The following is a 25,133-nucleotide window of genomic DNA, read 5'->3' as shown; positions in this document are numbered from 1 at the left end:
CCGCCCGGCTCGCTCCGGCAGCCTGTTCGCGCCTTGGTGGCGGTGGGCCAGGTCGCGGGCGATGGCGAGGCCCAGGCCGGTGCCGCCGTGGTCGCGGGAGCGGACGTCGTCGAGCCGGACGAAGCGTTCGAAGATGCGCTCGGCGTCCTCGGTGGGCACGCCTGGTCCGTCGTCGTGCACTGTGAGGACGACCCAGGTGTCCTGGTTCCGGATGGTGATCTGGATGGGGTGGGCGGCGTGGCGGGCGGCGTTGTCGATGAGGTTGCGCAGCAGCCGTTCGTATTCGTCGGGGTTTCCGTGTACGTGTGCGGGGGCGGCGCTGTCGCAGCGGCCTGGCTCTGTCGGCTGCACCAGGTCGGGAGCGGCGACGCCGGGACCGACCTGGAGCGCTGGCGGGTGGTCGGCTGGGACGCGGTCATCTTCCCCGAGGTGGTTGCGGTCGCGAGGACGCTGCTGGACCCGGCCATGGCCGAGCTGGTGTGGGCCGACAGCGGCGGCCACTCCCCGCGACCGTTCGCCCCCGGCGGGGCTTTCTGCGCCTGGCTCGGCTGCGTGGTCGGGCGGGAGTGGCTGGGGCCCCTGGCCGCGGTCGATTACGGGGGTCCGCTGGTGGCATGGATGGGCGCCGTCATCTGCGGGCGCCGTCACCCTGGCAGTCCGCCCGGCTGTCCGGACAGCCCGTGGTGGGCCCGTCAGGACCACCCGCCATCCAGCGTGGCCTCGCTGGCAGTCCCTGAAGAGTCACTGGGAAGTCACTGGGACGGAGAGGCTGGGATTGACCCACGGGGCTGCTCGCTCTGCCTGTCGCCGTCTACCTCGGCACAGTGAAGAACGCGCCGCCGATCGGCCGCAGCACGGGCTACGCGCTGGCGAAGCGGGGCGAGTACCCGGTCATGATCCTCAAGGCGGGCGTAGATGTCACCCCACCGCAGGTGGACCATGGCGAGGAGAGCCTGGCGATCGGCTGTCAGGCGTCGCCGCCGTGTCCCGATCTCCTGTCGCCGAGAAACGAGTTGCCCGGTCAGGAACCGCAAGGTGCGGGACAGATCGATCGAGGACGGGCAGACAAGCACGCGAGAACAAATTGCTCCCATCATCGCCGTGATTCCAACAGCACGGGGTCGGTCTCCCGGGCGACTGCCACGATTTCCTTGATCAGGAGCCTGGTACTCGCGGACGGCCGCCGGTCGGCGGCCGTGGTGATCCCGATCTCGCGCGGCACGGTGTCAAGACCCAGGGGCAGCATGGCAAGAAGAGGGTCCCGCGCGCCGATCAGCATGGGCAGTGGAGCGACGGCGTCTGTTTCCAACAGAACCGTCCTCAGCGTGAGGATCGTCGAGCACTCGATGATGTTCGCGGGGAGAGGCAGGCCTCGGCGGTCGAAGAGTTCGTCGATTTCCTGGCGCAGTTGGGTGTTTCGGCCCGGCAGGATCCACGGCAGGTCCATGAGGTCCTCGATGCCGCTGGTGGGTGTTCCGAGGCAGGGGTGCGCATGCCGAACGACGAGCCGAACCGGTTCGTCGTAGAGCCGTACGTGACGCAGCGTGGCGCGCAGGCTCGACGGCTGGAGTCGGCCGACCAGTACGTCCACTTCGCCTCGGGAGAGTTGCAGGCCGAGTTCCTCGGGCATCGCCTCGACGACCGAGACGGTGAGGTGCGGGTGGGCCTTCTTGAGCCGGATCAGGGTCTGCGGCAGAAGGGAGTAGGCGCCGGCGAGGTTGGTTCCGACCCGTACGGGCTCCATGCCGAGACGCTGGAGCTCGTGGATACGTCCGGCCGCGGCGCGCACATTGCCGACGACCGCGCGGGCGTGCTCGATGAGGATGTCGCCGTACTGGGTCGGGCGGACGCCTCGCGGTCCCCTGGCGAAGAGTTTGACCCCGATGATCGTCTCGATCTCCTGGAGGCTTCGGGTCACGACGGGTTGGGTGACGTGCATCGCCTTGGCGGCACCGACCAGAGTGCCCTCATCAGCCACGACGGTGACGAGAACGAGGTGGCGCAGTTTCAGCCGACCGTCCAGAAAGTGCTCCACGTTCATCTCTCGACATCTCTCCGTAGCATGGTGTTGGGCTTCGGTATAGCCAAACACGAATAACGCCGACCGGAGAAGCATTAGTCAAGGCCTCATCCCTGCCAAATGATGGGGCCATGTCTTCGACACTCTCCGCAGACGGCCTGCTGGGCGGCCTGACGTCCGCTCTGGCCTCCGGCGGCGTCGAGGTGGTCGACCTGACCGCCCTCCTGTCGCCGTCGACGCCCGTGCTCGACCTTCCGCCAGACATGGCGCCGATCCCTCACTTCGAGCTGGAGGAGCTTGCGCGGTATGACGATCGGGGGCGCACGTCCTACCAGAACGGCATTCACACCGGTGAGCACGTGGGCACCCACTTCGACGCGCCGTGCCACTGGGTCACCGGCGCCGACAAGGGGGACGTCGCTCACGTACCGGTCCGGCGCCTGGTGGCTCCCGCTGCCGTGATCGACAAGACCGCCGAGTGCGCCGCCGACCCGGACTTCCTGCTGACACCTGAACACCTGGAGGAGTGGCAGTACCACAACGGCCCGCTGCCGGAGGACGGTTGGCTGCTCTATCGGACTGGTTGGGCCGCCCGCTCGCACGATCAGCAACTGTTCCTCAACGCGGACGAAAGCGGGCCGCACACGCCCGGCATCACGGCCGAATGCGCCCGCTGGCTGGCCGACGAGTCACCGATCGTCGGACTCGGAGTGGAGACGGTCGGGACCGACGCCGGGCAGGCGTTCACCTTCACCCCGCAGTTCCCGGCGCACCACTACCTGCTGGGCGCGGGCAAGTACGGAGTCACCCAGTTGCAGAACCTCGACCGGCTGCCCGTCACCGGCGCCGTCCTGATCGTCGCTCCGCTCCGCATCGTGGGAGGGTCCGGCAGTCCGGCACGGGTTCTGGCTCTTATGGAGAACGGAGAAGTCCAGTGACCGTGCTTGTCCACGAAGCCATGGGCAGGCAGCTCACCGATCTCGGGGTCCGGACGGTCTTCGGTGTGGTCGGCAGCGGCAACTTCCACTTCACCGACGCGATGGTGCGCGGTGGCGCACGGTTCGTCGCCGCTCGTCACGAGGGCGGCGCGGCCACCATGGCGGACGCGTACGCCCGGATGTCCGACGAGGTCGCCGTGCTCTCCCTGCACCAGGGCTGCGGCTACACGAACGCCCTCACCGGAATCACCGAGGCCGCGAAGAGCAGGACGCCGCTGCTGGTGCTGACCGCCGAAGCCGCCGATCCGACCTCGAACTTCGCGCTCGACCAGGCGGCGATCGCGGCCGGTATCGGGGCGGTCGCGCTGCGCGTCCGGTCTCCCAGAACCGCCCTCGACGATGTGGCACGGGCCTTCGCGATCTGCCGCCACCAGCGGCGCACGGTCGTCCTCAACGTTCCCATCGACGTTCAGGATGCGCCCCTGGACGCAGAGTCCCCGGCCCGGGAGTACCACCGGGTCGCCGAACCGCGGCCCGACGACAGTGAGATAGCCGCGTTCGCGCAGCTGCTGGAACGCGCCGAGCGGCCGGTGTTCGTCGTCGGACGCGGCGGCCGTTCCCCGGGCTCCAGGGACGCCGTCCGCGAACTGGCCGCCGAGGCGGGCGCACTCCTGGCCACATCCGCCGTCTCCCGCGGGATGTTCAACGGCGACGCCTGGAACATCGACGTCTCCGGCGGCTTCTCCTCGCCGCTGACGGCCGAGCTCGTCTCCGGCGCCGACCTGCTGGTGGGATTCGGCTGCGCCCTGAACATGTGGACCATGCGGCACGGCAGGCTCATCGCGCCGGACGCGACCGTCGTCCAGGTCGACATCGAACCCGGGGCCATCGGCGTACACCGTGACGTGGACCTCGGTCTGTGGGGCGGTGTCGCCGGAACGGCCCGGGCCACGGCCGCGTGGCTGCGGGCGAACTCGCCCGGCGGGCGCACGGGTTACCGCACTCCGGACGTGGCCGAGCGGATCCGGTCCGGCCTGCGCTGGAATCAGGTCGGATTCGAGGACGCTTCGGGGGACGGACGGGTCGACCCGCGCAGTCTGACCGTCGCGCTCAACGACATCCTGCCCACCGAGCGGATCGTCTCCGTGGACTCGGGCAACTTCCTCGGCTACCCGAGCATGTACCTCGACGTGCCCGACGAGTACGGGTTCTGTTTCACCCAGGCGTTCCAGTCCGTCGGCCTGGGCCTGGCGACCGCGATCGGTGCCGCGCTGGCGCAGCCCGACCGGCTGCCCGTGGCCGGCTGCGGTGACGGCGGGTTCCTGATGGGCCTGTCGGAGCTCGAGACCGTCGTACGGCTGGGTCTGCCCATGTTGATCGTCGTCTACAACGACGCCATGTACGGAGCCGAGGTGCATCACTTCGGGGCCGGCACGAGCGGCCTCGACACGGTGACCTTCCCCGACACGGACATCGCGGCGCTCGCGCGGGGACATGGGTGCGAGGCGCTGACCATCCGACGGCCCGAGGACACGTACGCCGTGAAGGAGTGGCTGTCGGCCGGCCCCGTCCGTCCCCTGGTGCTGGACGCCAAGATCACCTCGGACGGGGGTTCCTGGTGGCTGCAGGAAGCTTTCGGGCACTGAGGCACCGCCCAGAGCCCCTAGGCCACCGGACCGGGCCGCACGGCCTGTCCGCGACGCCGAAAAAGGAGCTCAAGCGCACCTTCATGGCCACCAAGACGGCCCCGCGCATGAATCCCCCGACCGTGTCACGAAATGGGAGAGCGAGCTCTGATGAGAAGGATGACAAGCGGCGTCTCCGTCATCGGCGCCGGTGAGTCGCCCTACACCCGGCATCCAGCATCCGACACGACCACCGAACGGGTGCTCGCCGACGCCGTACGCCGCGCACTCGCCGATGCCAACCTCCAGACCTCCGAGGTCGACGGCTTCGGTGTCTGCAGCTTCACTCTTGGTCCGGACCACGCCATCGACCTGGCCTGGCGGCTCGGACTGCGGCTGCGTTGGCTGATGCAGGACACCAACGGCGGGGCGAGCGCCGGCACGATGCTGCAGCACGCCGTGCGGGCCGTGGAGTCCGGCGACGCCTCGGTCGTGGTGCTCGTGGCCGGCGACCTGATGGACCAGCAGGTGCACCTCAAGATGGTGGCCGAATACAACCGGGCGACCGCCGACCATTTGGTTCCGCTGGACATGCTCGGACCGAACGCCCTTTTCGCACTGCTGACCCAGCGTCAGATGGCGGCCGAGGGACTCACTCGTACGGATTATGGGCGGCTCGCGGTGGCGCAACGCGCATGGGCGGCTCTCAACCCCGGGGCCGTGTACCGCAAGCCGATGACGCTCGACGACTACCTGAACGCTCCCATGGTCGCCGAACCCCTTGGCCGGTACGACTGCGTACCGCCGGTCACGGGCGCCGATGCCGTGGTGGTCGCGGCCGACGAACGGGCCGCGGGCACGCGACGAGCCAGGGTGCTGACCGTCTCGGCCCGTTACAACAGCGATGACCAGACAGGCGACGGCCTGGTCACCGGCTTGGCCGACTGCGCGTCCGAGCTGTGGGACACCGCAGGCCATGGGCCCGCCGACGTCGACGTGGTCAGCGTGTACGACGACTACCCGGCCATGGCGCTCGCCCAGCTCAAGGACCTTGGGCTGGTCGCCGGCGGTGAGATGCCGGCCTTCATCGCCGAGCGTCTCGCCACCCGCAAGCTCGCCGTCAACACCTCCGGCGGACAGCTCTCGGCCGGTCAGCCGGGTTCCGCGGGAGGCATGCACGGACTCGTGGAGATCGTCCGGCAGCTGCGCGGCCAGGCCGGACAGCGGCAGGTCGATGCCCGTCTCGGCCTGTTCAGCGGATACGGGATGGTGCTCTACCGCTACGGCGCGTGTGCCACCGCCGGGCTCCTGGAGGCGGCCGAATGAGTGTGATCGTGCAGAACTGCCGGACGTGCGGCGGCCAGTGGTTCCCCGCCCGGTTGCTGTGCCCCCGCTGCGGGGGCGCCGATCTGGCCCCCAGAAGCATCGAGCGCGGGGTGGTCGAGCAGCTGACCCACCTCGGCGACGTCGTCATCGCGTCGGTGGCCTGCGACCCCGAACCGCTGCTCGTGGCCAGGTTGCACGGCACGGTCGAGGCCGGTGACGTCGTGGAACTCACCGATCGCCCCGACACGTCCGGCCGTCCCGTTGCCTTCGTACCGCCGAGCGGCCGGCCCCGAGAGGAGTTGTCATGAGCAACGTCACCGGCATGCCCGACCTCACCCGTGCGAGCGTCTCCGGACTGCTGCAGTGGCGCGCGGAAATCACCCCGGACAGCATCCTGCTGCGCTGCGGTGACACGCAAAGGACCGCCGCCCAGATGCTCGAACGGGTCGCCGCTGCGGGAGGCCTGCTGCGCCGGCACGGGGTGGAGCAGGGAGACCGGGTGGCGCTGATGGCGTCCAACCGAGTCGAGTTGCTGGACCTGATCCTGGGATGCGCGTGGATCGGTGCCGTCGCGGTGCCGGTCAACACCGCCGCACGGGGTGAGCAGCTCCATCACATCCTGACCAACTCGCAGGCGGAGCTGCTGGTTCTGGAACGCCCCTTCCTCGCACAGGTGGAGGCGTTGCCGAGCACCGCAGAGCTGCGCCAGATCTGGCTGCTGGACGAGGGCGAGGTCGTCTCGGTACTGCCGGTTCCCGTCGACCTGCTCCCGGACGACGGCCGGGCCGTGGAGCCTGCAGCGGTCGGCCCCGGCCATCCCGCGGTGATCCTCTACACCTCGGGCACCACCGGAGTCTCCAAGGGAGTCGTCTGCCCGCACGCCCAGTTCTACTGGTGGGGCCGCAACGTCACAGCCCAACTCGGCATCACCTCGGCCGACGTTCTGCACACCTGCCTGCCGCTGTTCCACACGAACGCGCTCAACGCCTTCAGCCAGGCGCTGGTCAGCGGTGCCCAATACGTCATCGGCCCGCGCTTCTCGGCCTCCCGCTTCTGGTCGGACGTGACGGCCAGCGGGGCGACCTTCACCTATCTGCTGGGCGCCATGATCAGCATCCTGGCGGGTCGGCCTCCCGGAGAGCACGATCGGGCGCACCGGGTGACCGCGGCACTGGCGCCGGCCACCCCCGCCGGGCTGCTCCGGGAGTTCGAGGAGCGGTTCGGTGTCGTCCTCATCGACGGCTACGGCTCGACCGAGACCAACGCGGTGATCTCCGCGAGCCGGACCGAACAGCGGCCGGGATTCGTCGGACGCCTTCAGGAGGGGTTCTCCGCCCGGATCGTCGACGAGAACGGGCTCGACGTTCCCCCTGGCACACCGGGCGAACTGCTGCTGCGCAGCGAGCAACCCTTCGCCTTCGCCTCCGGCTACCACCGCATGCACGACGCCACCGTCGCCGCGTGGCAGGACCTGTGGTTCCACACCGGTGACCGGATGGTGATCGAAGCGGACGGGTGGATCAGGTTCGTCGACCGCATCAAGGACGTGATCCGCCGTCGCGGCGAGAACATCTCCTCCGTCGAGGTCGAAAGCGTCCTTGCACAGCACCCCGGCGTCCGTGACGTCGCGGTGTACGCGGTGGACTCCGAACTCGGTGAGGATGAGGTGATGGCCGCCGTGGTCCCGGTCGAGGGACAGAAGATCGACTTCATCGAGCTGATGTCCTTCTGCGAGCCCCGGCTGGCCTACTACGCGATTCCCCGCTTCGTGGCGTTGTGCTCGGAACTGCCGCTGACCGAGAACGGCAAGGTTCGCAAGACCGTGCTGAGGGAGTGGGGAGCCGACCGCGCCGACTGGGACCGCGAGGCGGCCGGTGTCGTGCTGCGGCGCGACCAGCCCACCACGGTCCGCTCGGAAGAAGCTTGTACATGACCGAATACCGCAACTTCGTCGGTGGCCGGCTCCTCGACGGCGCATCGCTGTTCGACGACATCAATCCAGTGGACGGCACCGTCGTCGCCCGGGTGCACGAGGCGGACGCGTCCGTTGTCGACCGCGCGGTACGCGCGGCTCGGACAGCCCACGACGGACCGCGGGGCCGTAGGCCGGGGGCCGAACGGTGTCGCCTCATGCGCGCCACCTCCCTCGCACTACCTGGACCGCTTCTCAGCGGACTCGGTCGTCTTCGACGAGCGGGCTCTGCGGCTCCTGGTCGACACGGCGGGCGCGGAACGGATCATGGCGGGAAGCGACTGCCCGTACCCCTCGACGAGCGCCCGGTGGGGAACGTCGTCCGCACGGCTGGCTTCCTCGACGACCGCCAGCGTGAGTTGGTGTTGTCCGGAAACGCGCGACGGTTCCTTGGCACCGCCGTCATCGCGGGCGGGAGCCCAGTATGAGAGGAGCCCTCGGGTGGTCCGGATCGTCGCTGCGCGTTCCCTCCCTATGCGGTGGCGCTCCGAGGGCTTCCCCCGTCATGCAATCGGCTGAACTGGTGCGCGCCGACGACGCTGGGCAGCGCGTGGTGTCGCCGTTTGGCGATGAGCGGCGAAAGCTGAGCGCGGCCTCCCGCGCGTCGGCCGGGGGCCGGCCCGAGCAGCGTCCCCCTGGACCTCGTCATTCCCGGGCTCGCCTCACAGAAGGCTGCCATCCTGCCCGAAGCGGCGACCGTTCCCCTCGTCGAGGCCACCCCTAGGCGGCAGTTGATCTCCGCCTCCAAGATCGCGGCCACCGCCTCCAAGGAGGCGGTGGCCGTCACCGGACAGGTCCTGACCGTCAGCGGCGGCCACTGAACCTTCCCTCGGGCGGACCCCGCCCCGGCACATCCCCCTTTCCCGGCCACCGGGACGACCCCGCGCGACCCTCGACGTCCCGATGGCCACCGTCCTCATCCAGAGGTGACGAGATGAGCCCCACCGCACCGCACAAACCGGCAGCCGGACCGCAGTCGATCCGCAAGATCGTCATCGCCAGCCTGACCGGAACCGCACTCGAGTGGTACGACTTCTTCCTCTACGGCACCGCTTCCGCCCTGGTGCTCGGCACCCTCTTCTTCCCCGAGGCCAGCTCCCTCGCCGGCACCCTGGCCTCCTTCGGCACCTTCGCCGTCGGCTTCGCGGCCCGCCCCCTCGGCGGAATCATTTTCGGTCACTTCGGAGACCGGCTGGGCCGCAAACCCATGCTCGTGATCACCCTGCTGGTCATGGGCTTCACCACCTTCCTCATCGGCGCCCTGCCCACCTACGCGCAGATCGGCGTGTGGGCGCCGGTCCTGCTCACCCTGCTGCGTGTTCTTCAGGGCATCGCGGTCGGCGGCGAGTGGGGCGGAAGCGTCCTCATGATCACCGAGCACGCCCCCGCGGGACGGCGCGGCTTCTACTCAGCCTGGAGTCAGGTTGGCATCAACCTCGGCTTCATCACCTCCGCCGGAGTCTTCGCCGCGGTCCAGGCCCTGTCCGACGAGGCGTTCCTGTCCTGGGGCTGGCGTCTGCCCTTCCTCCTCGGAGCCGTCCCAACGCTGGTGGGACTCGTCATCCGGCTGAAGATCGAGGAGACACCGGAGTTCCAGAGCGTCCAGCACAAGGGCGAGAAGCAGCGTCTGCCGGTCCTGCACGCCCTGAAAACCCACCCGCGCTCCATCCTGGTCACCGCCGGCGCCCGGATGGCGGAGAACGGCGCGTCGTACATCTTCCTCGTCTTCTCCCTCGCCTACGGCAAGCACATCGGGGTCGACAACACCCTGCTGCTGACCGGGATCATCGTCGCGAACATCGTGGAAGGCGCCTCGATGGTGGGATTCGGTGCCCTCTCCGACCGCATCGGCCGCCGCCCCGTCTACATGGCCGGAGCGGCCACCCTCATCGTCTTCGCGTTCCCCTTCTTCTGGCTCGTGGACACCAGCACCCCCGCGCTCGTCTGGCTCGCCTTCGTCATCGCCATCGGCATCGGCCACGGGGCCATGATCGGAACCCAACCGAGCTTTTTCACCGAGCTGTTCGGCAAGTCCTCGCGCTACAGCGCCATCTCGCTCGGCCACGAGCTGGCCTCGGTGTTCGCGGGCGGGCTCTCGCCGCTCATCGCGACCGCTCTCCTGGCGGCCACCGACTCCTCCTGGCCCATCTCCCTGTACCTCGTCGTCCTCGGCTGCGTCACGCTCGTCTCGGTCTACTTCGCCCGCGAGACGGTGCAGCGCGACACCGCGCCCACGCCGGACCCGCGGCTGCAGCCGGCCGGAACATACGAATAGCGCGTACCCGGTGCGCCGGTGCTCGTCGGCCACCTCTTGGCCGGCCGACGAGCCGTCCGCCCCACCAAAGGCCGGGGGCGGGCACCCGCCTCGTGAGACTTCGCGCGACCTCAGGGGGTACGGGCGGCTCGTCCGCCGTGCCGCCCGGGACGGACTGTGCGCCCTCGGCCGCGGGGAGGCACCCTCCGTGCGACGTTCGTACCTGCTATCGCGTAGCCGCCGACCCCGTGGTCGTGGACGCGCTTCCTCTCGTCTGCTCGATCCCCACGGGTCGGCCCACCACAAGATGCGTACAGCGGGCGTTTGGTCCTGGGTCAGGTTCCGCGCCAGTTGGGGTGGCTTCGGCGGTGAGGCAGCGGGCCATGAGGTCGATCGTCGCGAAGTGGATCAGCGCTTCGGAGCGGTGTGGGTGTTGCTCGTAGTCGCGGGCGAGTCGGCGGTGGCGCGGTAGCCGGCGTCGACCCATGGCCTTGCGGACGTGCGGGTGGGCCGCGGCGATGCGGGACAGCAGGGTGACACCGGCTGCGGTGTCGGACACGCTCGCGGCGGTGACCAGCACGGTCAGCAGCAGACCGAGGGTGTCGCAGCCCGGGTGCGGCTTGCGCCCGGTGATCCGTTTCCCGGCGTCGGTGCCCTGACCGGCGAGATGCACAGCCCGGTGAGCCCCTCAGGGCCGTGGGAGGGGGCGTGTGGGGAGGAGACGGGAGGTGCCGGAACGAAACACCCCTCTGCTGCCACGGCGTCGCCTCTCGATCCGACCGCCCCTCTCGCCCCGTCACAGCGGGCCTGCGAAGTCGCGATGACCTGCTATGTAACAGGGCGAAACACTCAGTGAGGCACGGCGGTCGTCGCCGACCCGTTATCCGGCGGCGGGTCCGCCCGCCACCACGTACCGGCCCGGGTGATGGAGATCAGCGGCAGGGGCGAAGGTGAACCCGGAGCCGTGGCGGCCGACGCGGCCGGCGGAAGGGGCGGCGAAGTGCGCGGGCATCATCGCGGTTCCGGTGTCGGCCAGCCACTCCAGCGTCCGCCTGCGGGTGCGCGCCGAGAGCTCGGGGTCGACGCAGTACCGGGTGCTGGCGTCCGGATCCATCAGTTGGAGCGGGTGGTGGAGGATGTCGCCGGTGAGCAGCAGTCGTGCCCGGGAGCCGGTGACCAGGACGGCCGTGTTGCCCGGGGTGTGACCCGGTGCCGGGCACAGCCGCACACGCGGGCCGAGCTCGGCGTCCAGGGGCGTCAGATCCAACAGCCCCGCCTCGGCGACCGGCTCGATGCTGTCGGCCAGGTAGTCGCCGGTCCGGGTCATCGCCGCGGCCCCCGCCGCCGACCGCCAGTAGTCGTACTCCGGTGCGGTCAGAACGTGCCGGGCCTTCGCGAAGGCCGGTCGCCAGTGCCCGTCGGACCACCGCGTCGCCCAGCCGACGTGGTCGACGTGCAGATGGCTGAGGACGACCGTGGACACGTCGTCGGCGGACAGTCCGGTCGCCGCGAACCGCTGCCACCAGCCGCTGTCCAAGCGGTCGAACTCCGGCCTGGCCCGGTGTTTCCCGTCGCCGACGCAGGCGTCGACCAGGATCCGCTCGTGCGGGGTGACGACCAGGAAGGCCTGCATGGCGAAGACCAGCCGTTCTTGCCCGGGTTCGTACCAGGGCTCCTCGGCGGCCCAACCGGAGGGCACGCCAGGGTGTCCGGGGAAGAACTCCACCGGGTCGATGAGCAGCCGCGGTGTCTCCACGATCGGAACCACCGCAACGTCGCCGAGATCGAACCAACCACTCATCGCGCCGTCACTTCCCGCTGTTTCCGCTCCGCGTCTTCGGCCCCGCCTGTCCGGTCGGCCGCGTGGGGCAGGCGCCACAGCACCGCCGCGCTCACGGCCGCCGCCACCACCGGAATGGCGGTCAGCAGCACGATGTCGTCGCCGGGGAGCGAGAGCGCGAGCAGGATACCCGCCGTGGCCGGACCCACGATCGAGCCGACCCGGCCCAGAGCCGCGGCCCAGCCCACTCCGGCGGTCCTGGCGGCCGACGAGTACATCGCCACCGCGAGGGTCAGCTGACCGATCTGGCTGGCCGTGACACCCGCACCGGAACCGGCGAGTGCGAGCAGCAGCGCGGTGTGGTCGGTCCCGACCGTGGCTGCGGCGACCATCGACACCGCGCCGATCGCCGGCATCACCATCAGGGCGAACGTGATCCCCTTACGGGCGGCGAGCAGGAGGAGCACGATTCCGCCGATGACTCCGCCGAAGCTCAGGAAGGCCAGGCCGATCGGGGCCTGCGAGGCGGAGAAGCCGTACCCGGTCAGCAATGTGGGCACCCAGGACTGGAGGGTGTAGCTGGCGATGAAGACCAGGAAGGCGAAGGTCCACAGCAGCAGGGTGGCGACGCGCAGTCCGGGGGCGAACAGCGCGCCGACCCGCGCTTCGCGCGCGGCGGCCACCGCGTCGTCGGTTCCGGGAATGGCCGCCGTGCTGTCCGCGGCCACGGACGCCGGTGCGGCCGGCAGCCAGCGGCCCATCAGCGCGGCCAGCAGCAGCGGCAGTCCGCCGCCGATCCAGAACACCCCGGTGGCCCCGACCGACGCCAGCATGCCGCTGCCGAAGACACCGGCGACCGTCCCGCCGAAGGCGAGCCCGAGGGTGACCGTGACGGAGACCGACTGCCGTTGCCGGTCCGGGTGGTGTGCGGCGGCGAGGGAGACGGCGCCGGGCAGGACCACGCCGAGGCCGAGGCCCGTGACCAGCCGGACCGTGCTCAGCGCGGTCAGTGACTGCGCGGGCAGCATCAGGGCGGTGACCAGCGAGCCCGCGGCGAACAGCAAGGTCCCGGCGATCAGAATCCGACGCAGGCCCAGCCGTACCGCGAGCCTGCCCGAGGCGAGGTAGCCGAGCACCACGCCGATGTTGGTCAGCACCACCGCCGGGGTGAAGTCGGCCGAGGCGACGCCCCACTGCTCCGCCAGGGAGGGCAGGACGAAGGAGAGCGACGCGGAGTCGAAACCGTCGAGCAGCACCGCGAGAAAGGCAAGTCCCACCACGCCGAAGCGCATTCCGCGGAAACTCGCCAGGACACTTCCCGGCCCACTCCCCGTCGCCGTGCTCTCGTCCTGTCTCATCGGGTGCCTCCGAAAACTACCTGGTGTGCGGCTTCGAACAGCTCCGACTTCGGTTCGGCGAAGGCGGTGGCGGTGCCGATGTGGTCGGTCCCGGTCAGCGCCACGGTCACCGGCGACCTGCCCGCGTCGGTCAGGGCGTCGGCGAGCAGCCGTCCCTGGCGGGTCAGCCAGAGGTCGTCGTCCGTCTTCCGGTTGGGCTCCGGATCCCCGAAGGAGATCACCACCCGCTCGGGGCTGCGGCTCACCCGCAGGGCGGGGCTGAGCCGTAGGGCCTGCGCCGGGTCTTCGACCATGCCCCGCAGATCGGTGGGCGCACTCATGCACACGGCGCCCGCCACCGGACCGGGGGAGCTGTCGGTCAGCGTGACCATCGCGGCGAGATGACCGCCCGCGGAGTGCCCGGCCACGGTGATGCGTTCCGGGTCGCCCCCGTAACGGGCGGCGTTCGCACGCGCCCACTCCACCGCCAGGGCCGCGTCCGCGACGGCGTCGGCGATGGTGTGGCGTGGTTCGAGCCGGTAGCCGCAGGACAGGAAGACCGCGCCGGCATCCAACCAGGGGCCGGCGAGGTGGTCGTAGTAGGCCGGGTGGCCCTCGCGCCAGCGGCCACCGTGGAAGTACACGATGACCGGGCGGTCGCTGGATCCGGCGCCGGTGGGGACGGCGGGCGGCCCGGGGTGGTAGACGTTCACCAGCTGGTGGGCGTCGGGACCGTACTTGAGGTCGACCTCATGGGGCACCCGTGAGCGCAGCTCCTGGCGGCGGCGTGCGGCTTGCCGATAGAAGCCCGGCCAGTCGGGGTGATAGTCCTCCGGGCGCCGACAGGTGAAGAACTCACTGGTGTCCGCCGGACGGACTGCTTGGCTTCCGGCCACTGGTCCTCCTCGTCATCGCCGGTGCCCTGGCGGCTCCGGTGTGCAGTGGTCCGTATCATCACCAGGCCCGCAGCAGCTCGGGTAATGCCTACTTGGTCCGCACCTATCGCCATACGGTCATACCGCGGGTGTGCGCCCCCTGGTCCGGCTCCGCACGACGCACGCGCCTGACCCTCCTCACCGCCCGGTCCCGCTATGCCTGAATGGCTATGCCTGAAGCCCGGATCGGCATTGGACGGGCATGAAAAGGCGATCGTACGGTCCCCTCATGACTGACGATTCGCCAACCGAGGTCGTTCAGCTCCGGAACTTCGTCGACGGAAGCTTCGTCGAAGGTGCGGACACGTTCGACAAAATCAGCCCGGTCGACGGGGCTCGTGTCGCCGTGGTGCACGAGGCCGGGCAGGAGACGGTGGACGCCGCCGTACGGGCCGCGCGCCGGGCGTTCGACGGCCGCTGGGGCCTTTCCACGGACCGGGACAGAGCCGCCTTGCTGAGGCGGATCGCCGACGGGATCGAGGCGCGCTTCGAAGCGTTCGTGGACGCCGAGGTCCTTGACACCGGTAAACCGGTGGCGCTGGCCCGCGAACTGGACGTGGCCCGCGCGGCGGCGAACTTCCGGTCCTTCGCCGACACGATCTCCTCCGCCGGTCTCGATTCGTATCTGACCGACACGGCCGTGGGCCGCGGCGCCCTCAACTACGCGGTGCGCAAGCCGCTCGGTGTCGTGGCCGTCATCGTGCCCTGGAACCTTCCGCTGCTGCTGCTCACATGGAAGGTGGCACCGGCGCTGGCCTGTGGCAACGCAGTGGTGGTCAAGCCGTCCGAGGAGACTCCGTCGACGGCGACCCTGCTTGCGGAGGTCATCGCCGAGGCGGGCGCGCCGAACGGCGTGTACAACGTCGTCCACGGCTTCGGCCCGGACTCGGCGGGTGAGTTCCTCACCCGGCACCCGGGGATCGACGGGGTCACCTTCACCGGTGAGTCCTCGACGGGGGCGACCATCATGAAGGAGGTCGCCCCGCGTGTGGTGCCCGTCTCCTTCGAACTGGGCGGCAAGAACGCGGCCGTCGTTTTCGACGACTCCCCGTTGGAGCGGACCCTCGACGGGCTGACCCGGTCGCTGTTCCTGAACACCGGCCAGGTCTGCCTGTGCACCGAGCGGGTCTACGTACAGCGCGGGCTCTTCGACGAACTGGCGGCCGGGATCGCCGAGCGGGCCCGGGGGCTGCGCCTGGGCCGCCCGCACGCCCCCGGCACGACGACCGGCCCGCTGATCTCGCAGGGGCACCGGGCCAAGGTGATGTCGTATCTCGAGCTCGCCGTGCAGGAAGGGGCCGAGGTCCTCGCCGGGGGCGGCATACCCGATCTCGGCGAGGATCTGGCGCGCGGAGCCTGGATCGAACCGACGGTGTGGACCGGACTGGACAACTCCTGTCGTACCGTGCGCGAGGAGGTCTTCGGTCCGGTCGCCGCGCTGATCCCCTTCGACACCGAGGAGGAGGCGATCGGCCTGGCGAACGACACCGACTACGGGCTGGCCGCCTCGGTGTGGACCAGTGATCTGAACCGGGCCCATCGGGTGGCGCAGGCGATGGACGTCGGCCTCTCCTGGGTCAACACCTGGTATCTGCGCGACCTGCGCGCCCCCTTCGGCGGGACGGGCCGCTCCGGTATCGGACGCGAGGGCGGAAAGCACTCGCTGCACTTCTACACCGAGACGACGAATGTGTGCGTGGCCCTGTGACCGCATCGACCTCTCCTCTCTCCCGGTACGCCTCGGCTCTCGATGAGGCGGTCACGTCCAGGCGGGCGATCGCGCAGCTGAGCCGGTCCGCCTCCCTCACCCTGGACGACGCCTACCGTGTGCAGGCGCTCAGCTCCGATCTGCGGACGGCCCGTGGTGACCGTCTCGTCGGTGTGAAGCTGGGGTTCACCAGCAAGGCCAAGGCGCTGCAGATGGGTGTTTCCGACGTCATCTTCGGCCGGCTGCACGCGTGCGGCGAGTACGTCGACGGTGGTGGCGTCGCCCTGGAGGCCTTCATCCACCCGCGCGTCGAACCGGAGGTGGCCTTCCGTCTCGGTGCGCGGTTCGACGCGCGTGCCTCGGCCGATCCCGAGGCCGAGCTGCGGGCCGCCGTCGACGCGGTCGCCCCCGGTCTGGAGATCATCGACAGCCGCTACCGCGACTTCCGGTTCTCTCTCACCGACGTAGTCGCCGACAACACCTCGGCAGCCGGGTTCGTGACAGGGCCCTGGCAGCCGACCGATCTCACCTCCGCCGCGGCCCGGTTCGACGACCGGCCGGTGACGCTGGAGATCGACGGCGCGGTCGTGGCGACCGGGAGCACCAGCGACATCCTCGGTGACCCGGTTCTCGCCCTGCCGGCGATCGCACGCATGGCCGCGGCCCAGAGGGTCGTCCTGCCTGCCGGTTCCGTACTGCTGGCCGGGGCGGCGACCGCCGCGGTGACCCTCCCGGGCGGGGTCACGGTCAGCGCGGCCGTCCCGGGTCTGGGCTCCGTCCGCGTCACCACCACCGGCACACCCGCGGAGGAGCGATGAACGACGAGTCCCTCGTCGTCGAGGGAAAGGCAACCCCTCGCGGCCGATTCCCGCATGTCAAGGTCGTCGGTGACCTGGTGTTCGTCTCCGGGACCAGCAGCCGCCGCCCCGACAACACCTTCGCCGGGGCCAGCGCCGACGCGATGGGGGTGACGGACCTCGACATCGAGGCGCAGACCCGGGCCGTGATCGAGAACATCCGTGACGTTCTCCGCGCCGTGGACTGCACTCTCGATGACCTCGTCCAGGTCACCGCCTATCTGGTCAGCATGAACGACTTCGGCGGCTACAACCGCGTCTGGGCCGAGTACTTCGACGCCTCTGGTCCCACGCGGACCACCGTCGCGGTCCACCAGCTTCCCCACCCGCATCTGCTCATCGAGATCCAGGCCGTCGCCGTGCGCCGGCCCGGCCTTACCACCAAGGAGCTCTCATGACGTCGTCACTGCCTCCGGTCTTCAACTTCCCGCAGTGGCTCTCGGAGCACGGGCACCTGCTGAAGCCTCCGGTCAACAACAAGGCGATGTGGGACACCAGCGGTGACTTCATCGTGCAGATCGTCGGCGGCCCCAACCAGCGGCTCGACTTCCACTTCGACCCGTTCGAGGAGTACTTCTACCAGGTCAAGGGCAATATGCACGTCAATGTGATCACCGAGGACGGTCCGCAGCGCGTGGACATCCGCGAAGGCGACATGTGGCTGCTGCCCGGCAATACCTGGCACTCACCACAGCGTCCGGAAGAAGGATCCATCGGCATCGTGGTGGAGCGCGTCCGCCCCGAGGGGACGACGGAGCAGTTCGGCTGGTTCTGCCTGGAGTGCGGTACGAAGGTGCATTCGGTGGAGTTGCAGGTGCGGGACATCGTCGCCGACCTGCCCCCGGTGTTCGAGGCCTTCCACGCGTCCGTCGAGCAGCGCACGTGCGGAAACTGCGGCACGCTGCACCCCGGTAAGGGCTGATCCGGTGTCCGCTGTCATCGACATACACACCCACTACGTCCCCGTCGGCTGGCCGGATCTCGGTCCCGGACGTCCCTGGCTGCGGGTGGAGTCGGAACGCCAGGCGATGATCATGGTGGGGGAGACCGAGTTCCGGGCCATCGAATCTAACTGCTGGGACGTGTCGGCCCGACTGACCGACATGGCGGCCGATGGAGTACAGGCCCAGGTGGTCTCTCCCACACCGCTGTTCTTCGGGTACGACCTGAGCGGTGCCGAGGCGGTCAAGGTCTGCCGGATCTTCAACGATCTCGCTCTGGAGATCTGCGCACCCGACAGGGAGCGGTTCATTCCGTTCGCCCAGGTGCCGCTGCAGGACCCCGACGCGGCCTGCCGCGAGCTCGACCGCTGTCTGGACGCCGGGCATATCGGGGTGGAGATCGGCAATCACGTCGGCGACCAGGACCTCGACGCGGAAGGCGTCGTCACCTTCCTCCAGCACGCGGCCTCGCGCGGCGCGCCGGTCTTCGTGCATCCCTGGGACATGCCCACCTCCCCGCGGTTGGAACGCTGGATGGCGCGGTGGCTGACCGGGATGCCGGCGGAGACCCACCTCTCCCTGCTCGCCATGATCCTCGGCGGAGTGTTCGACCGGGTGCCGGACTCGCTGCGGATCTGTTTCGCGCACGGCGGCGGATCCTTCGCGTTCTGGCTGGGGCGCCTGGAGAACGCCTGGCATCGCCGCTCGGACATCATCGCCACCTCGCAGCTGCCGCCCTCGGCCTACCTCGGCCGGTTCAGCGTGGACAGCGTCGTCTTCGATCCCGTGGCTCTGCGCACGCTGGTCGACACCCTCGGCGCGGACCACGTGATGCTGGGCAGCGACTACCCCTACCCGCTGGGCGAACGGCCCGTCGGCCAGGTGCTGCGGAAGGCCGACTTCCTCAGCGCCGCGGAGCGCGAGGCGATCGCCGGCGGCAACGCGCTGCGCTGGGTCGGGCGCGTGCCTGCCGATCGCTGACCGCGAACCGGCCCTCCGAAAGGTGAAACTCCATCCGAGTGACATCCGCTCAGTCGGGACCGGCGGACCCTGGTACCCGTGCCATCACGGCCAGGGTCCGCCACTCCACTGCTCGAACAAGCCCGTCGCCGGGCATCCGGACCAGGCTCCACCAGCGGGTATGTCCATGGTGATGCACACAGCCGTGTGGTTATGCCTCAGGATGGAAGGCGGTCTACCATTCTCATATGGAAATACCGCGGATGTTGGATGGGCGGCTGAAATTCCGCCATCTCCTCCTCGTCGAGGCGCTCTCCGGCCAGGGGAGCGTGGTCGGCGCCGCGGCCGCGCTCCACGTCACCCAGCCCGTGGTGACCCGCAGCCTCCAGGATCTCGAACGCATCCTCGGTGTCACCCTCTATGAACGCGGCCCCCGGGGGATCCAGCCCACCGAGTTCGGTGACGCTTTCACCCAGTACGCGCGCTCGGCGCTGGCCCAGATGAACCAGGCGAGCCGGCATCTCCAGGAGATAGCCGACGCCACTCGCGGCCACGTGGTCATCGGCACCCATCTCGCGGGCTCCAACCTCCTGCTGCCGCGGGCCATCGCCCAGCTCAAGCAAGACCGCCCCGCCCTGAGGATCGTCGTGCGCGAAGCGACGCCGGAGGCGCTGCTCGAAGACCTCGTCGCAGGCAAGATCGACTTCATCATCGGCCGCCTGGCGACGGTCCCCCCGGAGGGGACGATCCAGCAGACGCTGCACGCGGAGACCATCCGCGTGATCGCGCGCAGCGGGCACCCGCTCGCGGCACGCACCCAGATCCCGCTCGACGAGTTGATCGCCTACCCGTGGGTCCTGCCGGGGGTGGAGACGGCGCTGCGCACGGAACTCGAGGAGTTCTTCCACCGCAACGACTGCTCCCTGCCCCCCAACCGCGTCGAGACGACCGCGTTCCTCACCATCCGCCAGCTCCTCGTGGAGACCGATATGGTGGCCGCGCTACCGGAACTCATCGGCGCGAGCGACCCCCGGCTCACCGCACTGCCGATCTCGCTCGACCTCGTCGGCGCACGCGTCGGGATCACCCTCGCGGCCGGACGCCGTCTGAGCCCGGCCTCGGAGGCCATGATGCAGTCGCTCGTCACCGTCGCGGACTCTGTGCACCCGCGGCAGGCTCAATCCGGCTGAGTTCCGGCCGCGCGAAGGAGCCGTGGGGCTCGTTTCTCCCCGAGCCGGCCAACCGAAAGGTTGTCGGCGATGGTGACGGCGTGACACCAGCCGGCAGACCGTTCGCGACCAATACGGCGCCCACGTCGACGCGGTACTCGCACGCTACCCCTACGACTCCTGCCCGAGCCCCTGCACCGGCACCTATGCGGTTGGCGACGTGTGGACCGACAGCGGCTACATCATCGGCCTCGGCGGGTGTCTCCGGCGGTGAAGCTTGGACACCTGGAGACTGGGATCTTGAGGTTCCACAGGAAGTGACACCAGGTGGGAAGCAAGTACACGAAGCGGTACACCGAGGAGTTCAAGCGGGACGCGATCGCGCTCGTGGATTCCTCGGGCAAGACGGTCACCGCCGTCGCCCGGGAGCTCGGGATCAGCTCCGAGTCCCTGCGCGGCTGGTACCGCCGGGTGAAGGCGGACCGGGGCGAGGGCAAGTCCGGTGAGCTGACCAGCGCCGGGCGCGAGGAGCTCAAGCGGCTGCGCAAGGAGGTCCGTGAACAGCAGCAGACGATCGAGATCCTGAAAGAAGCCCGCACCCGTGTGCTGCGCGCCGGTGAGAGCGAGGCCGTCGTGATGCTCCACGGCACCAGCGGCCGCCTCGAGGCGTTCGTGCGCAACGTGCCGGAGCTGTCCGAGCACTTCGCACTGCACGCCCTCGACATGCTGGGCCACGGCTACACCGCCAACCCGGGCGGGGACCTGCGCATCCCGCGCTATGTGCGGCACGTGCTGGACTACCTCGACAGCCGCGCCATCCAGCGCGCCCACTTCATCGGCGAGTCGCTCGGCGGCTGGGTGGCCGGCCGCCTGGCCGCCGACCACCCCGACCGCGTCGGGCGGCTGATCCTCGTCGCCCCGGGCGGGACCGTGGCCAACCCCGAGGTCATGGACCGTATCCGCACCAGCACCAAGGCAGCTGTGACCAGCGACGACAGGGACCTCACCCGCCGCCGCCTGGAACTGCTCATGCACGACGCGGTGAACGTCTCCGAGGAGCTCGTCGACGTGCGCCACGCGATCTACCACCGGCCCGAGTTCGTCGCCGGCATCGACGAGCTGCTGTGCCTGCAGAAGATGGAGAACCGGACCGAAGACCTCCTCACCCCGGAGCAGATGGCCCGGATCGCCGCGCCCACCCAGATCGTCTGGGGCGCGCAGAATCCCTTCGGCAACGTCCCCGAAGCGCACCGGATGCAGCAGTCGATCCCGGGCTCGGCCCTGGAGATCTTCCCGGAGTGCGGACACTGGCCCCAGCACGAGCACGCGGACCGGTTCAACAAGCTCGCGGTCGAGTTCCTGGGCCGGGGGCGGGCATGAACGCCCCGGCAGCGGCCGGGCCGGACGCCGGCCTGCGGGTCGGTGTCCGCATCCCGCCGTGCGACCGGGCGGACCGGCTGGTCGGATCCGTGCGCCGGGCCGAGGAACTCGGTTTTGACCAGGTGTGGTTCCCCGATTCCCAGCTGCTGTGGCGGGACGTGTTCACGGTGCTGACCGCGGCCGCCCTGCACACCGAACGGATCGGGCTGGGCACCGCGGTCACCAATCTGGTGACCCGGCACCCGGCCGTCGTCGCCTCGGCCGCGCGCAGTGTGGCCGAGCTCGCCCCTGGCAGGTTCACCCTCGGCCTCGGTGTGGGCAACAGCTCGGTCGGCCCCATCGGTCTGCGCCCGAGCACCGGGGCCGCGCTGCGTGAGGGACTGGGCATGCTGCGGGCGCTGCTGGCGGGGCACGAGTGGGACTTCGGCGGCGTCCGCTCCCGGCTCCGCGATCCTCAGCCGGACGTACCGGTGCACGTGGCCGCCAGCGGACCGCGGAACCTGCGGCTCGCCGGGGAGACAGCGGACGGTGTCATCCTGCTCAGCGGCGCCTCGCCGAAGACCCTGGCCGGTGCCATCGCGCGGGTGCGGGAGGGAGCCGAGGCCGCGCGCCGCGCCGCCGAGGCCGTCCCACTGACGGTCTCGGCGTTCTGCGCGGTGACCGACGACGTCGAGGCCGACGCGCGACGACTCAAACCGATCTGCGCCTCGATCGCGCAGAACGGCGGAGCTCCCTTCCTCGCCCCTCGCGGGGATCGAACTGGACGTCCCCGCTCAGGTGGAAGGGGTCTACCCGGATCTCGTGCACGCCGAGGACTGGGACACGGCCGTGAAGATCTGCTCCAAGTGGGTCAGCGACGAGGCAGCCCTGCGCTTCGCCCAGGAGTTCTGCCTGTTCGGCACCGCTCAGGAGATCACCGAACGGCTCCGGGAACTGCACGCCACCGGAGTGACCGGAGTGTTCCTCCAGCACGTCGGCTCCTACGACCTGCCCACCGAGCTGATCGAAAGCGTCGGCTCCACGGTGCTGCCCGCCATGCGGCCGGGAGCGATCCGGTGAGTGTGCTGGAGGAGCTGGCACTGCGCGGCCGCCACCGGGCCAAGGAGGCCGACGCCGGCACTCGGTCGCTGGCCGCCCTCCACGTCCTCGACACACTGGGCTGCGTGGTGGCCGGCAGCACCCACCCCCTCGCGGCGCAGCTGGGCCGGTTCGTGACGGACACCGGCGTCCCCGGGGGGCTGCGCACGCCCGCCCTGGCCGGCCGGCATGGGCTGCGCACGACCCTGTGGGCGGAGGCCGTGCTCGCACACGCCGACGAGTACGACGCCCTGCACCCCGCCGCGGCGGTGGCACCCGCGGCCGTGGTGGTCCCGACCGCCCTGGCCGTGGCCGACCGCGAAGGACGGTCGGGCAGGGCTGTTGTCGACGCCGTGATCACCGGCTATGAGGTGATCGTCGAGGCGGGACTGCGCTTCGGCGGACCCCGCCTGTACGGCACCGCCTGGTGGCCGACCGCCGTCTTCGGCGCACTGGGCTCGGCCGCCGCCGCGGCCGGCCTGCTGGACCTCGACCATGAGGAGACCACCGCAGCCCTGGGCCTGGCCGCTGCCGGCCTCGGCGGGCTGCTCAGCGCGGACGAGCTCGGCGCGGGCCACTACCTGCTGGCCGGGCGCGCGGCGGCCGACGGAGCGGAGGCCGCCCACCTGGCCCGCATCGGCGCCCGGGCCAGCCGCACCCTGCTGGACGGGCCCGCCGCCGCGGCGCTGGGCACGCGCGCCGCACCGGCCTCGACCGAGACGGAACCGCACCTGAACGGCTGTGTGTTCAAGGTGTATCCGTGCGCCCGGCCGCTGCACGCGGCGCTGGACGCGCTGGAGGCGCTGGCGGCCCAGGGGCGGCCGATCGCGGAGGCCCGACGCATCGAGATCCTGCTGCCCGAGGCGCTGCTGCGCTTTGTCACCGCCGATCGTGCGCCGGCGGGTCCCACCGAGGCCGCGGCCAGCGCGGTCTTCGCCGTCGCCGCGTGGCTCCACGGAGCCGCCGCGGACGTCGGTTTCTACAGGGGCGCGCTGCCGCAGGGGGTGCCGGAGGTGGCCCTGGACCACGCCCCCGGACTCGACGCTCACCTGCCGGACCGCTGGGGCGCGCGCGTGGTCGTCGATCTCGCGGACGGACAGCGGGTCGAGAAGGAGTGCCTGGGCAGCGGTGGAGGCGCCGCCCGCCCCTTGCCCGGTGACGCGGTCACGGCCAAGTTCCGCCGCACCATCGGCGCTGACGCAGGTGACAGCCACTGGGAGCAGTGGATCGCGCAGTGCCTGTCCCTGGACACCGTGCGCGACGTCGGCGATCTGCGAAACACCCTGTGCCAACTGCTGCGGCGGTGATCAACGGACTCTGCGGAACTGGCCTGCCTCGGCGGGTCTCGGCAACGCCCGGCACGCCGACCTCGGGCAGGGGCGCGTCGAGGGCTTCGCGGGCCTGCCCGCGGAAGGCATGCATCACGGTCGGCCAGGACAGGTGCAGATCCCGGGCGGCCTGGATGACGGTGGACCCGGCTGCGCCTGTCCGGTGTCCGGCCGCGGCCCGCAGTCGCATGGTGACCCGCGCCGGTAGCGGGGGGACCCGGTCAGTGAACGAGCGGCGTCGGCAGCCGGGCTACCGGCATCAGCAGTGCGACGGGCAGACGGTCCGGGTCGAGCCACTCGGGACGACGCACCGCTGACGTTCGAAGACCCGGGTTGGAGCGGACGGGATCCGGTGCGGAACGACACCCGCTCGCTGTGCGGCATCACTACCGCGGCGCCCCAGGATTCACCTCAGTGGAATGCGGTCGAGGTCGTTGCCGATGTGGACCCTGCCGTCGTAGCCCCGCCAGGTGATACTGGCATCCATGAATACGCGACAGCCGTTACCGCAGACTCCTGAGCCCCCGGGGCCCCCGGAATCCCCGGAGTTCGACCATCTGCTGCACTGCGTCCCCGACGTCGACTCCGCCGTACGGGCCTATACCCGGGCCGGTCTCCCCGCCCACGCCAACCCGCCCTGCCGCGGCTACAGGAACGGCGCCTGGCGCCTGGACGTGCGGTACGTGGAGACCTTCACCGTCGAGGACCGGGCCGAGTTCGACGCCTCGCCCTACGGCAAGGCGATGGTGCCCTGGATGCCCCGCATCGACGCGCTACTCGCGGCGGGCGGCGGCGGGCTGAACTTCGCCATCCACGTCGCGGACGTGGCGGCGACCACGGAGCGGCTCCGCGCCCAGGGCCACACGGTCGAGCTGCACACCTTCGCCTCCGAGGGCGCCCCGGTCTCCTTCGCCGAGGCGGTCCTGACCGGTGACGGCGTTCCGTCATGGGCTCCGTTCTTCATCACGTACACCCCGGACCGCGACACGATCTTCCGCGAGTACCGGGCCGCCACCACGCGGCGGGGGCCGTACGACCTCGCCGGTTTCGTCATCGAGACGCCCGACCCGGCCGCCGCCGCGGCGTGGCTGAGCCGGGTCACCGGCATTCCCGTCGGCGAACCGGGCACGGTCGTCCCCCTCCCGGGCGCACACGGGCACTTCACCGAGGGCCCGGCCGACGCCATCACGGCGCTGCTGCTGTCGGACGGCGGCACCCTGGCCGTGCCGGAGATCGCCGGGCTCGGGCTACGGCCGGGCGAAACGGCCGTGCCCGCCGACGCCAACCCCTAGGAGGGCGTCTCAGTAACCGGCAACCTGCGTGCAACGTCGTGACTCTGTTGGTGATCTTTAGTGCGTGTTTCCAGGCCTCGGTTCTTAGCAGCCTGGAGTCCTACGCTGGCCAGGTGTCCGAGGACGCTGGATGGGCTAGGGAGAGGATCTGTCGGGACTGTGGTGAACGGCTGGGGCCGGATGCCCGGTCCAGGGCGGAGTTCTGTTTGTCGGTGTGTCGTGCCAGGCAGTGGC

At 70.3% G+C, this 25,133-nt stretch carries 21 protein-coding genes and 3 pseudogenes; 18 read left to right on the top strand and 6 right to left on the bottom strand.

Annotation, left to right across the window (positions count from 1 at the left end):
- Positions 1-9: 9 nt before the first annotated feature.
- Both PS467_RS00495 and PS467_RS00480 read right to left on the bottom strand, forming a co-directional pair.
- Positions 10-327: pseudogene (locus PS467_RS00495) on the bottom strand (sensor histidine kinase); the annotation flags it as partial.
- Between the two features lie 766 nt (positions 328-1,093).
- Positions 1,094-2,041 carry a LysR substrate-binding domain-containing protein gene (locus PS467_RS00480; RefSeq protein WP_311039733.1) on the bottom strand — a complete coding sequence of 316 codons (948 nt, stop codon included), beginning with the start codon at positions 2,039-2,041 and terminating at the stop codon, positions 1,094-1,096.
- A 110-nt stretch (positions 2,042-2,151) separates the two neighbouring features.
- Here PS467_RS00480 and PS467_RS00475 point away from each other — a divergent pair, with 110 nt between their 5' ends.
- The 7 genes from PS467_RS00475 (at position 2,152) to PS467_RS00445 (ending at position 10,156) form a co-directional block, all read left to right on the top strand.
- Positions 2,152-2,958 (top strand): cyclase family protein, encoded by an 807-nt coding sequence (locus PS467_RS00475; RefSeq protein WP_311033406.1) that lies wholly within the window; start codon positions 2,152-2,154, stop codon positions 2,956-2,958.
- Entirely contained in the window at positions 2,955-4,604 is a 1,650-nt protein-coding gene (locus tag PS467_RS00470; RefSeq protein WP_311033405.1) for a thiamine pyrophosphate-binding protein, read from the top strand. The genes PS467_RS00475 and PS467_RS00470 overlap by 4 nt, the downstream gene beginning before the upstream one ends.
- Before the next feature lie 159 nt (positions 4,605-4,763).
- Complete coding sequence (locus PS467_RS00465) at positions 4,764-5,909, top strand: thiolase family protein (protein WP_311033404.1); 1,146 nt, start codon at positions 4,764-4,766, stop codon at positions 5,907-5,909.
- Positions 5,906-6,217: a zinc ribbon domain-containing protein gene (locus PS467_RS00460; RefSeq protein ID WP_311033403.1), complete on the top strand. Its 312-nt coding sequence runs from the start codon at positions 5,906-5,908 to the stop codon at positions 6,215-6,217. The genes PS467_RS00465 and PS467_RS00460 overlap by 4 nt, the downstream gene beginning before the upstream one ends.
- A complete protein-coding gene (locus PS467_RS00455; protein WP_311033402.1) occupies positions 6,214-7,842 on the top strand; it encodes an ATP-dependent acyl-CoA ligase in 1,629 nt (542 codons plus the stop codon). Before PS467_RS00460 ends, PS467_RS00455 begins: the two co-directional genes overlap by 4 nt.
- Positions 7,839-8,309 (top strand): aldehyde dehydrogenase family protein, encoded by a 471-nt coding sequence (locus tag PS467_RS00450; RefSeq protein WP_311033401.1) that lies wholly within the window; start codon positions 7,839-7,841, stop codon positions 8,307-8,309. Before PS467_RS00455 ends, PS467_RS00450 begins: the two co-directional genes overlap by 4 nt.
- Before the next feature lie 506 nt (positions 8,310-8,815).
- Complete coding sequence (locus PS467_RS00445; RefSeq protein WP_311033400.1) at positions 8,816-10,156, top strand: MFS transporter; 1,341 nt, start codon at positions 8,816-8,818, stop codon at positions 10,154-10,156.
- Positions 10,157-10,472: 316 nt separating this feature from the next.
- Here the strand turns inward: PS467_RS00445 and PS467_RS00440 are convergent.
- The 4 genes and pseudogenes from PS467_RS00440 to PS467_RS00425 form a co-directional block, all read right to left on the bottom strand.
- Positions 10,473-10,808: pseudogene (locus PS467_RS00440) on the bottom strand (transposase); the annotation flags it as partial.
- Positions 10,809-11,015: 207 nt separating this feature from the next.
- On the bottom strand, positions 11,016-11,936 hold the full coding sequence (locus tag PS467_RS00435) for an MBL fold metallo-hydrolase (RefSeq protein ID WP_311033399.1): 921 nt from the start codon (positions 11,934-11,936) through the stop codon (positions 11,016-11,018).
- On the bottom strand, positions 11,933-13,192 hold the full coding sequence (locus PS467_RS00430; protein WP_311033398.1) for an MFS transporter: 1,260 nt from the start codon (positions 13,190-13,192) through the stop codon (positions 11,933-11,935). Before PS467_RS00430 ends, PS467_RS00435 begins: the two co-directional genes overlap by 4 nt.
- Positions 13,193-13,269: 77 nt before the next feature.
- Entirely contained in the window at positions 13,270-14,148 is an 879-nt protein-coding gene (locus tag PS467_RS00425; protein WP_311033397.1) for an alpha/beta hydrolase, read from the bottom strand.
- Positions 14,149-14,416: 268 nt separating this feature from the next.
- Between PS467_RS00425 and PS467_RS00420 the strand changes: the two genes are divergently transcribed.
- The 11 genes and pseudogenes from PS467_RS00420 to PS467_RS00370 all read left to right on the top strand — a co-directional run bounded on the left by PS467_RS00420 (position 14,417) and on the right by PS467_RS00370 (position 24,899).
- Positions 14,417-15,895 (top strand): 2-hydroxymuconic semialdehyde dehydrogenase, encoded by a 1,479-nt coding sequence (locus PS467_RS00420; protein WP_311033396.1) that lies wholly within the window; start codon positions 14,417-14,419, stop codon positions 15,893-15,895.
- A complete protein-coding gene (locus PS467_RS00415) occupies positions 15,892-16,713 on the top strand; it encodes a 2-keto-4-pentenoate hydratase (protein WP_311033395.1) in 822 nt (273 codons plus the stop codon). Before PS467_RS00420 ends, PS467_RS00415 begins: the two co-directional genes overlap by 4 nt.
- Positions 16,710-17,150, top strand: a complete 441-nt coding sequence (locus tag PS467_RS00410) for a RidA family protein (protein ID WP_311033394.1) — start codon at positions 16,710-16,712, stop codon at positions 17,148-17,150. Before PS467_RS00415 ends, PS467_RS00410 begins: the two co-directional genes overlap by 4 nt.
- On the top strand, positions 17,147-17,674 hold the full coding sequence (locus PS467_RS00405; RefSeq protein WP_311033393.1) for a 3-hydroxyanthranilate 3,4-dioxygenase: 528 nt from the start codon (positions 17,147-17,149) through the stop codon (positions 17,672-17,674). The genes PS467_RS00410 and PS467_RS00405 overlap by 4 nt, the downstream gene beginning before the upstream one ends.
- Positions 17,675-17,678: 4 nt before the next feature.
- Positions 17,679-18,674: an amidohydrolase family protein gene (locus tag PS467_RS00400; protein ID WP_311033392.1), complete on the top strand. Its 996-nt coding sequence runs from the start codon at positions 17,679-17,681 to the stop codon at positions 18,672-18,674.
- Between the two features lie 227 nt (positions 18,675-18,901).
- Positions 18,902-19,843 carry a LysR substrate-binding domain-containing protein gene (locus PS467_RS00395; RefSeq protein ID WP_311033391.1) on the top strand — a complete coding sequence of 314 codons (942 nt, stop codon included), beginning with the start codon at positions 18,902-18,904 and terminating at the stop codon, positions 19,841-19,843.
- Between the two features lie 306 nt (positions 19,844-20,149).
- Entirely contained in the window at positions 20,150-21,202 is a 1,053-nt protein-coding gene (locus PS467_RS00390) for an alpha/beta fold hydrolase (RefSeq protein ID WP_311033390.1), read from the top strand.
- Positions 21,199-21,879 (top strand): annotated as a pseudogene (locus PS467_RS00385) (LLM class flavin-dependent oxidoreductase); the annotation flags it as partial. The gene PS467_RS00390 and the pseudogene PS467_RS00385, both read left to right, overlap by 4 nt.
- 124 nt (positions 21,880-22,003) lie before the next feature.
- The gene (locus PS467_RS00380; protein WP_311040110.1) at positions 22,004-22,261 is read left to right on the top strand and encodes a hypothetical protein; all 258 of its coding nucleotides are present in this window, start codon (positions 22,004-22,006) and stop codon (positions 22,259-22,261) included.
- Positions 22,258-23,586 (top strand): MmgE/PrpD family protein, encoded by a 1,329-nt coding sequence (locus tag PS467_RS00375; protein WP_311039732.1) that lies wholly within the window; start codon positions 22,258-22,260, stop codon positions 23,584-23,586. The genes PS467_RS00380 and PS467_RS00375 overlap by 4 nt, the downstream gene beginning before the upstream one ends.
- Before the next feature lie 506 nt (positions 23,587-24,092).
- Positions 24,093-24,899 (top strand): VOC family protein, encoded by an 807-nt coding sequence (locus PS467_RS00370; protein ID WP_311033389.1) that lies wholly within the window; start codon positions 24,093-24,095, stop codon positions 24,897-24,899.
- Positions 24,900-25,133: the final 234 nt, after the last annotated feature.

It is taken from the genome of Streptomyces luomodiensis (assembly GCF_031679605.1).
Taxonomy (GTDB): domain Bacteria; phylum Actinomycetota; class Actinomycetes; order Streptomycetales; family Streptomycetaceae; genus Streptomyces; species Streptomyces luomodiensis.
This window is presented reverse-complemented; position numbering and strand designations above follow the sequence as displayed.

What these genes read in the sequence shown, in the direction of transcription:
- PS467_RS00465 (WP_311033404.1), top strand. Translation starts at nt 4,764, where the DNA reads ATGACAAGCGGCGTCTCCGTCATCGGCGCCGGTGAGTCGCCCTACACC.
- PS467_RS00475 (WP_311033406.1), top strand. Translation starts at nt 2,152, where the DNA reads ATGTCTTCGACACTCTCCGCAGACGGCCTGCTGGGCGGCCTGACGTCC.
- PS467_RS00405 (WP_311033393.1), top strand. Translation starts at nt 17,147, where the DNA reads ATGACGTCGTCACTGCCTCCGGTCTTCAACTTCCCGCAGTGGCTCTCG.
- PS467_RS00410 (WP_311033394.1), top strand. Translation starts at nt 16,710, where the DNA reads ATGAACGACGAGTCCCTCGTCGTCGAGGGAAAGGCAACCCCTCGCGGC.
- PS467_RS00370 (WP_311033389.1), top strand. Translation starts at nt 24,093, where the DNA reads ATGAATACGCGACAGCCGTTACCGCAGACTCCTGAGCCCCCGGGGCCC.
- PS467_RS00455 (WP_311033402.1), top strand. Translation starts at nt 6,214, where the DNA reads ATGAGCAACGTCACCGGCATGCCCGACCTCACCCGTGCGAGCGTCTCC.
- PS467_RS00445 (WP_311033400.1), top strand. Translation starts at nt 8,816, where the DNA reads ATGAGCCCCACCGCACCGCACAAACCGGCAGCCGGACCGCAGTCGATC.
- PS467_RS00480 (WP_311039733.1), bottom strand. Translation starts at nt 2,041, where the DNA reads ATGAACGTGGAGCACTTTCTGGACGGTCGGCTGAAACTGCGCCACCTC.
- PS467_RS00450 (WP_311033401.1), top strand. Translation starts at nt 7,839, where the DNA reads ATGACCGAATACCGCAACTTCGTCGGTGGCCGGCTCCTCGACGGCGCA.
- PS467_RS00420 (WP_311033396.1), top strand. Translation starts at nt 14,417, where the DNA reads ATGACTGACGATTCGCCAACCGAGGTCGTTCAGCTCCGGAACTTCGTC.
- PS467_RS00395 (WP_311033391.1), top strand. Translation starts at nt 18,902, where the DNA reads ATGGAAATACCGCGGATGTTGGATGGGCGGCTGAAATTCCGCCATCTC.
- PS467_RS00460 (WP_311033403.1), top strand. Translation starts at nt 5,906, where the DNA reads ATGAGTGTGATCGTGCAGAACTGCCGGACGTGCGGCGGCCAGTGGTTC.
- PS467_RS00435 (WP_311033399.1), bottom strand. Translation starts at nt 11,936, where the DNA reads ATGAGTGGTTGGTTCGATCTCGGCGACGTTGCGGTGGTTCCGATCGTG.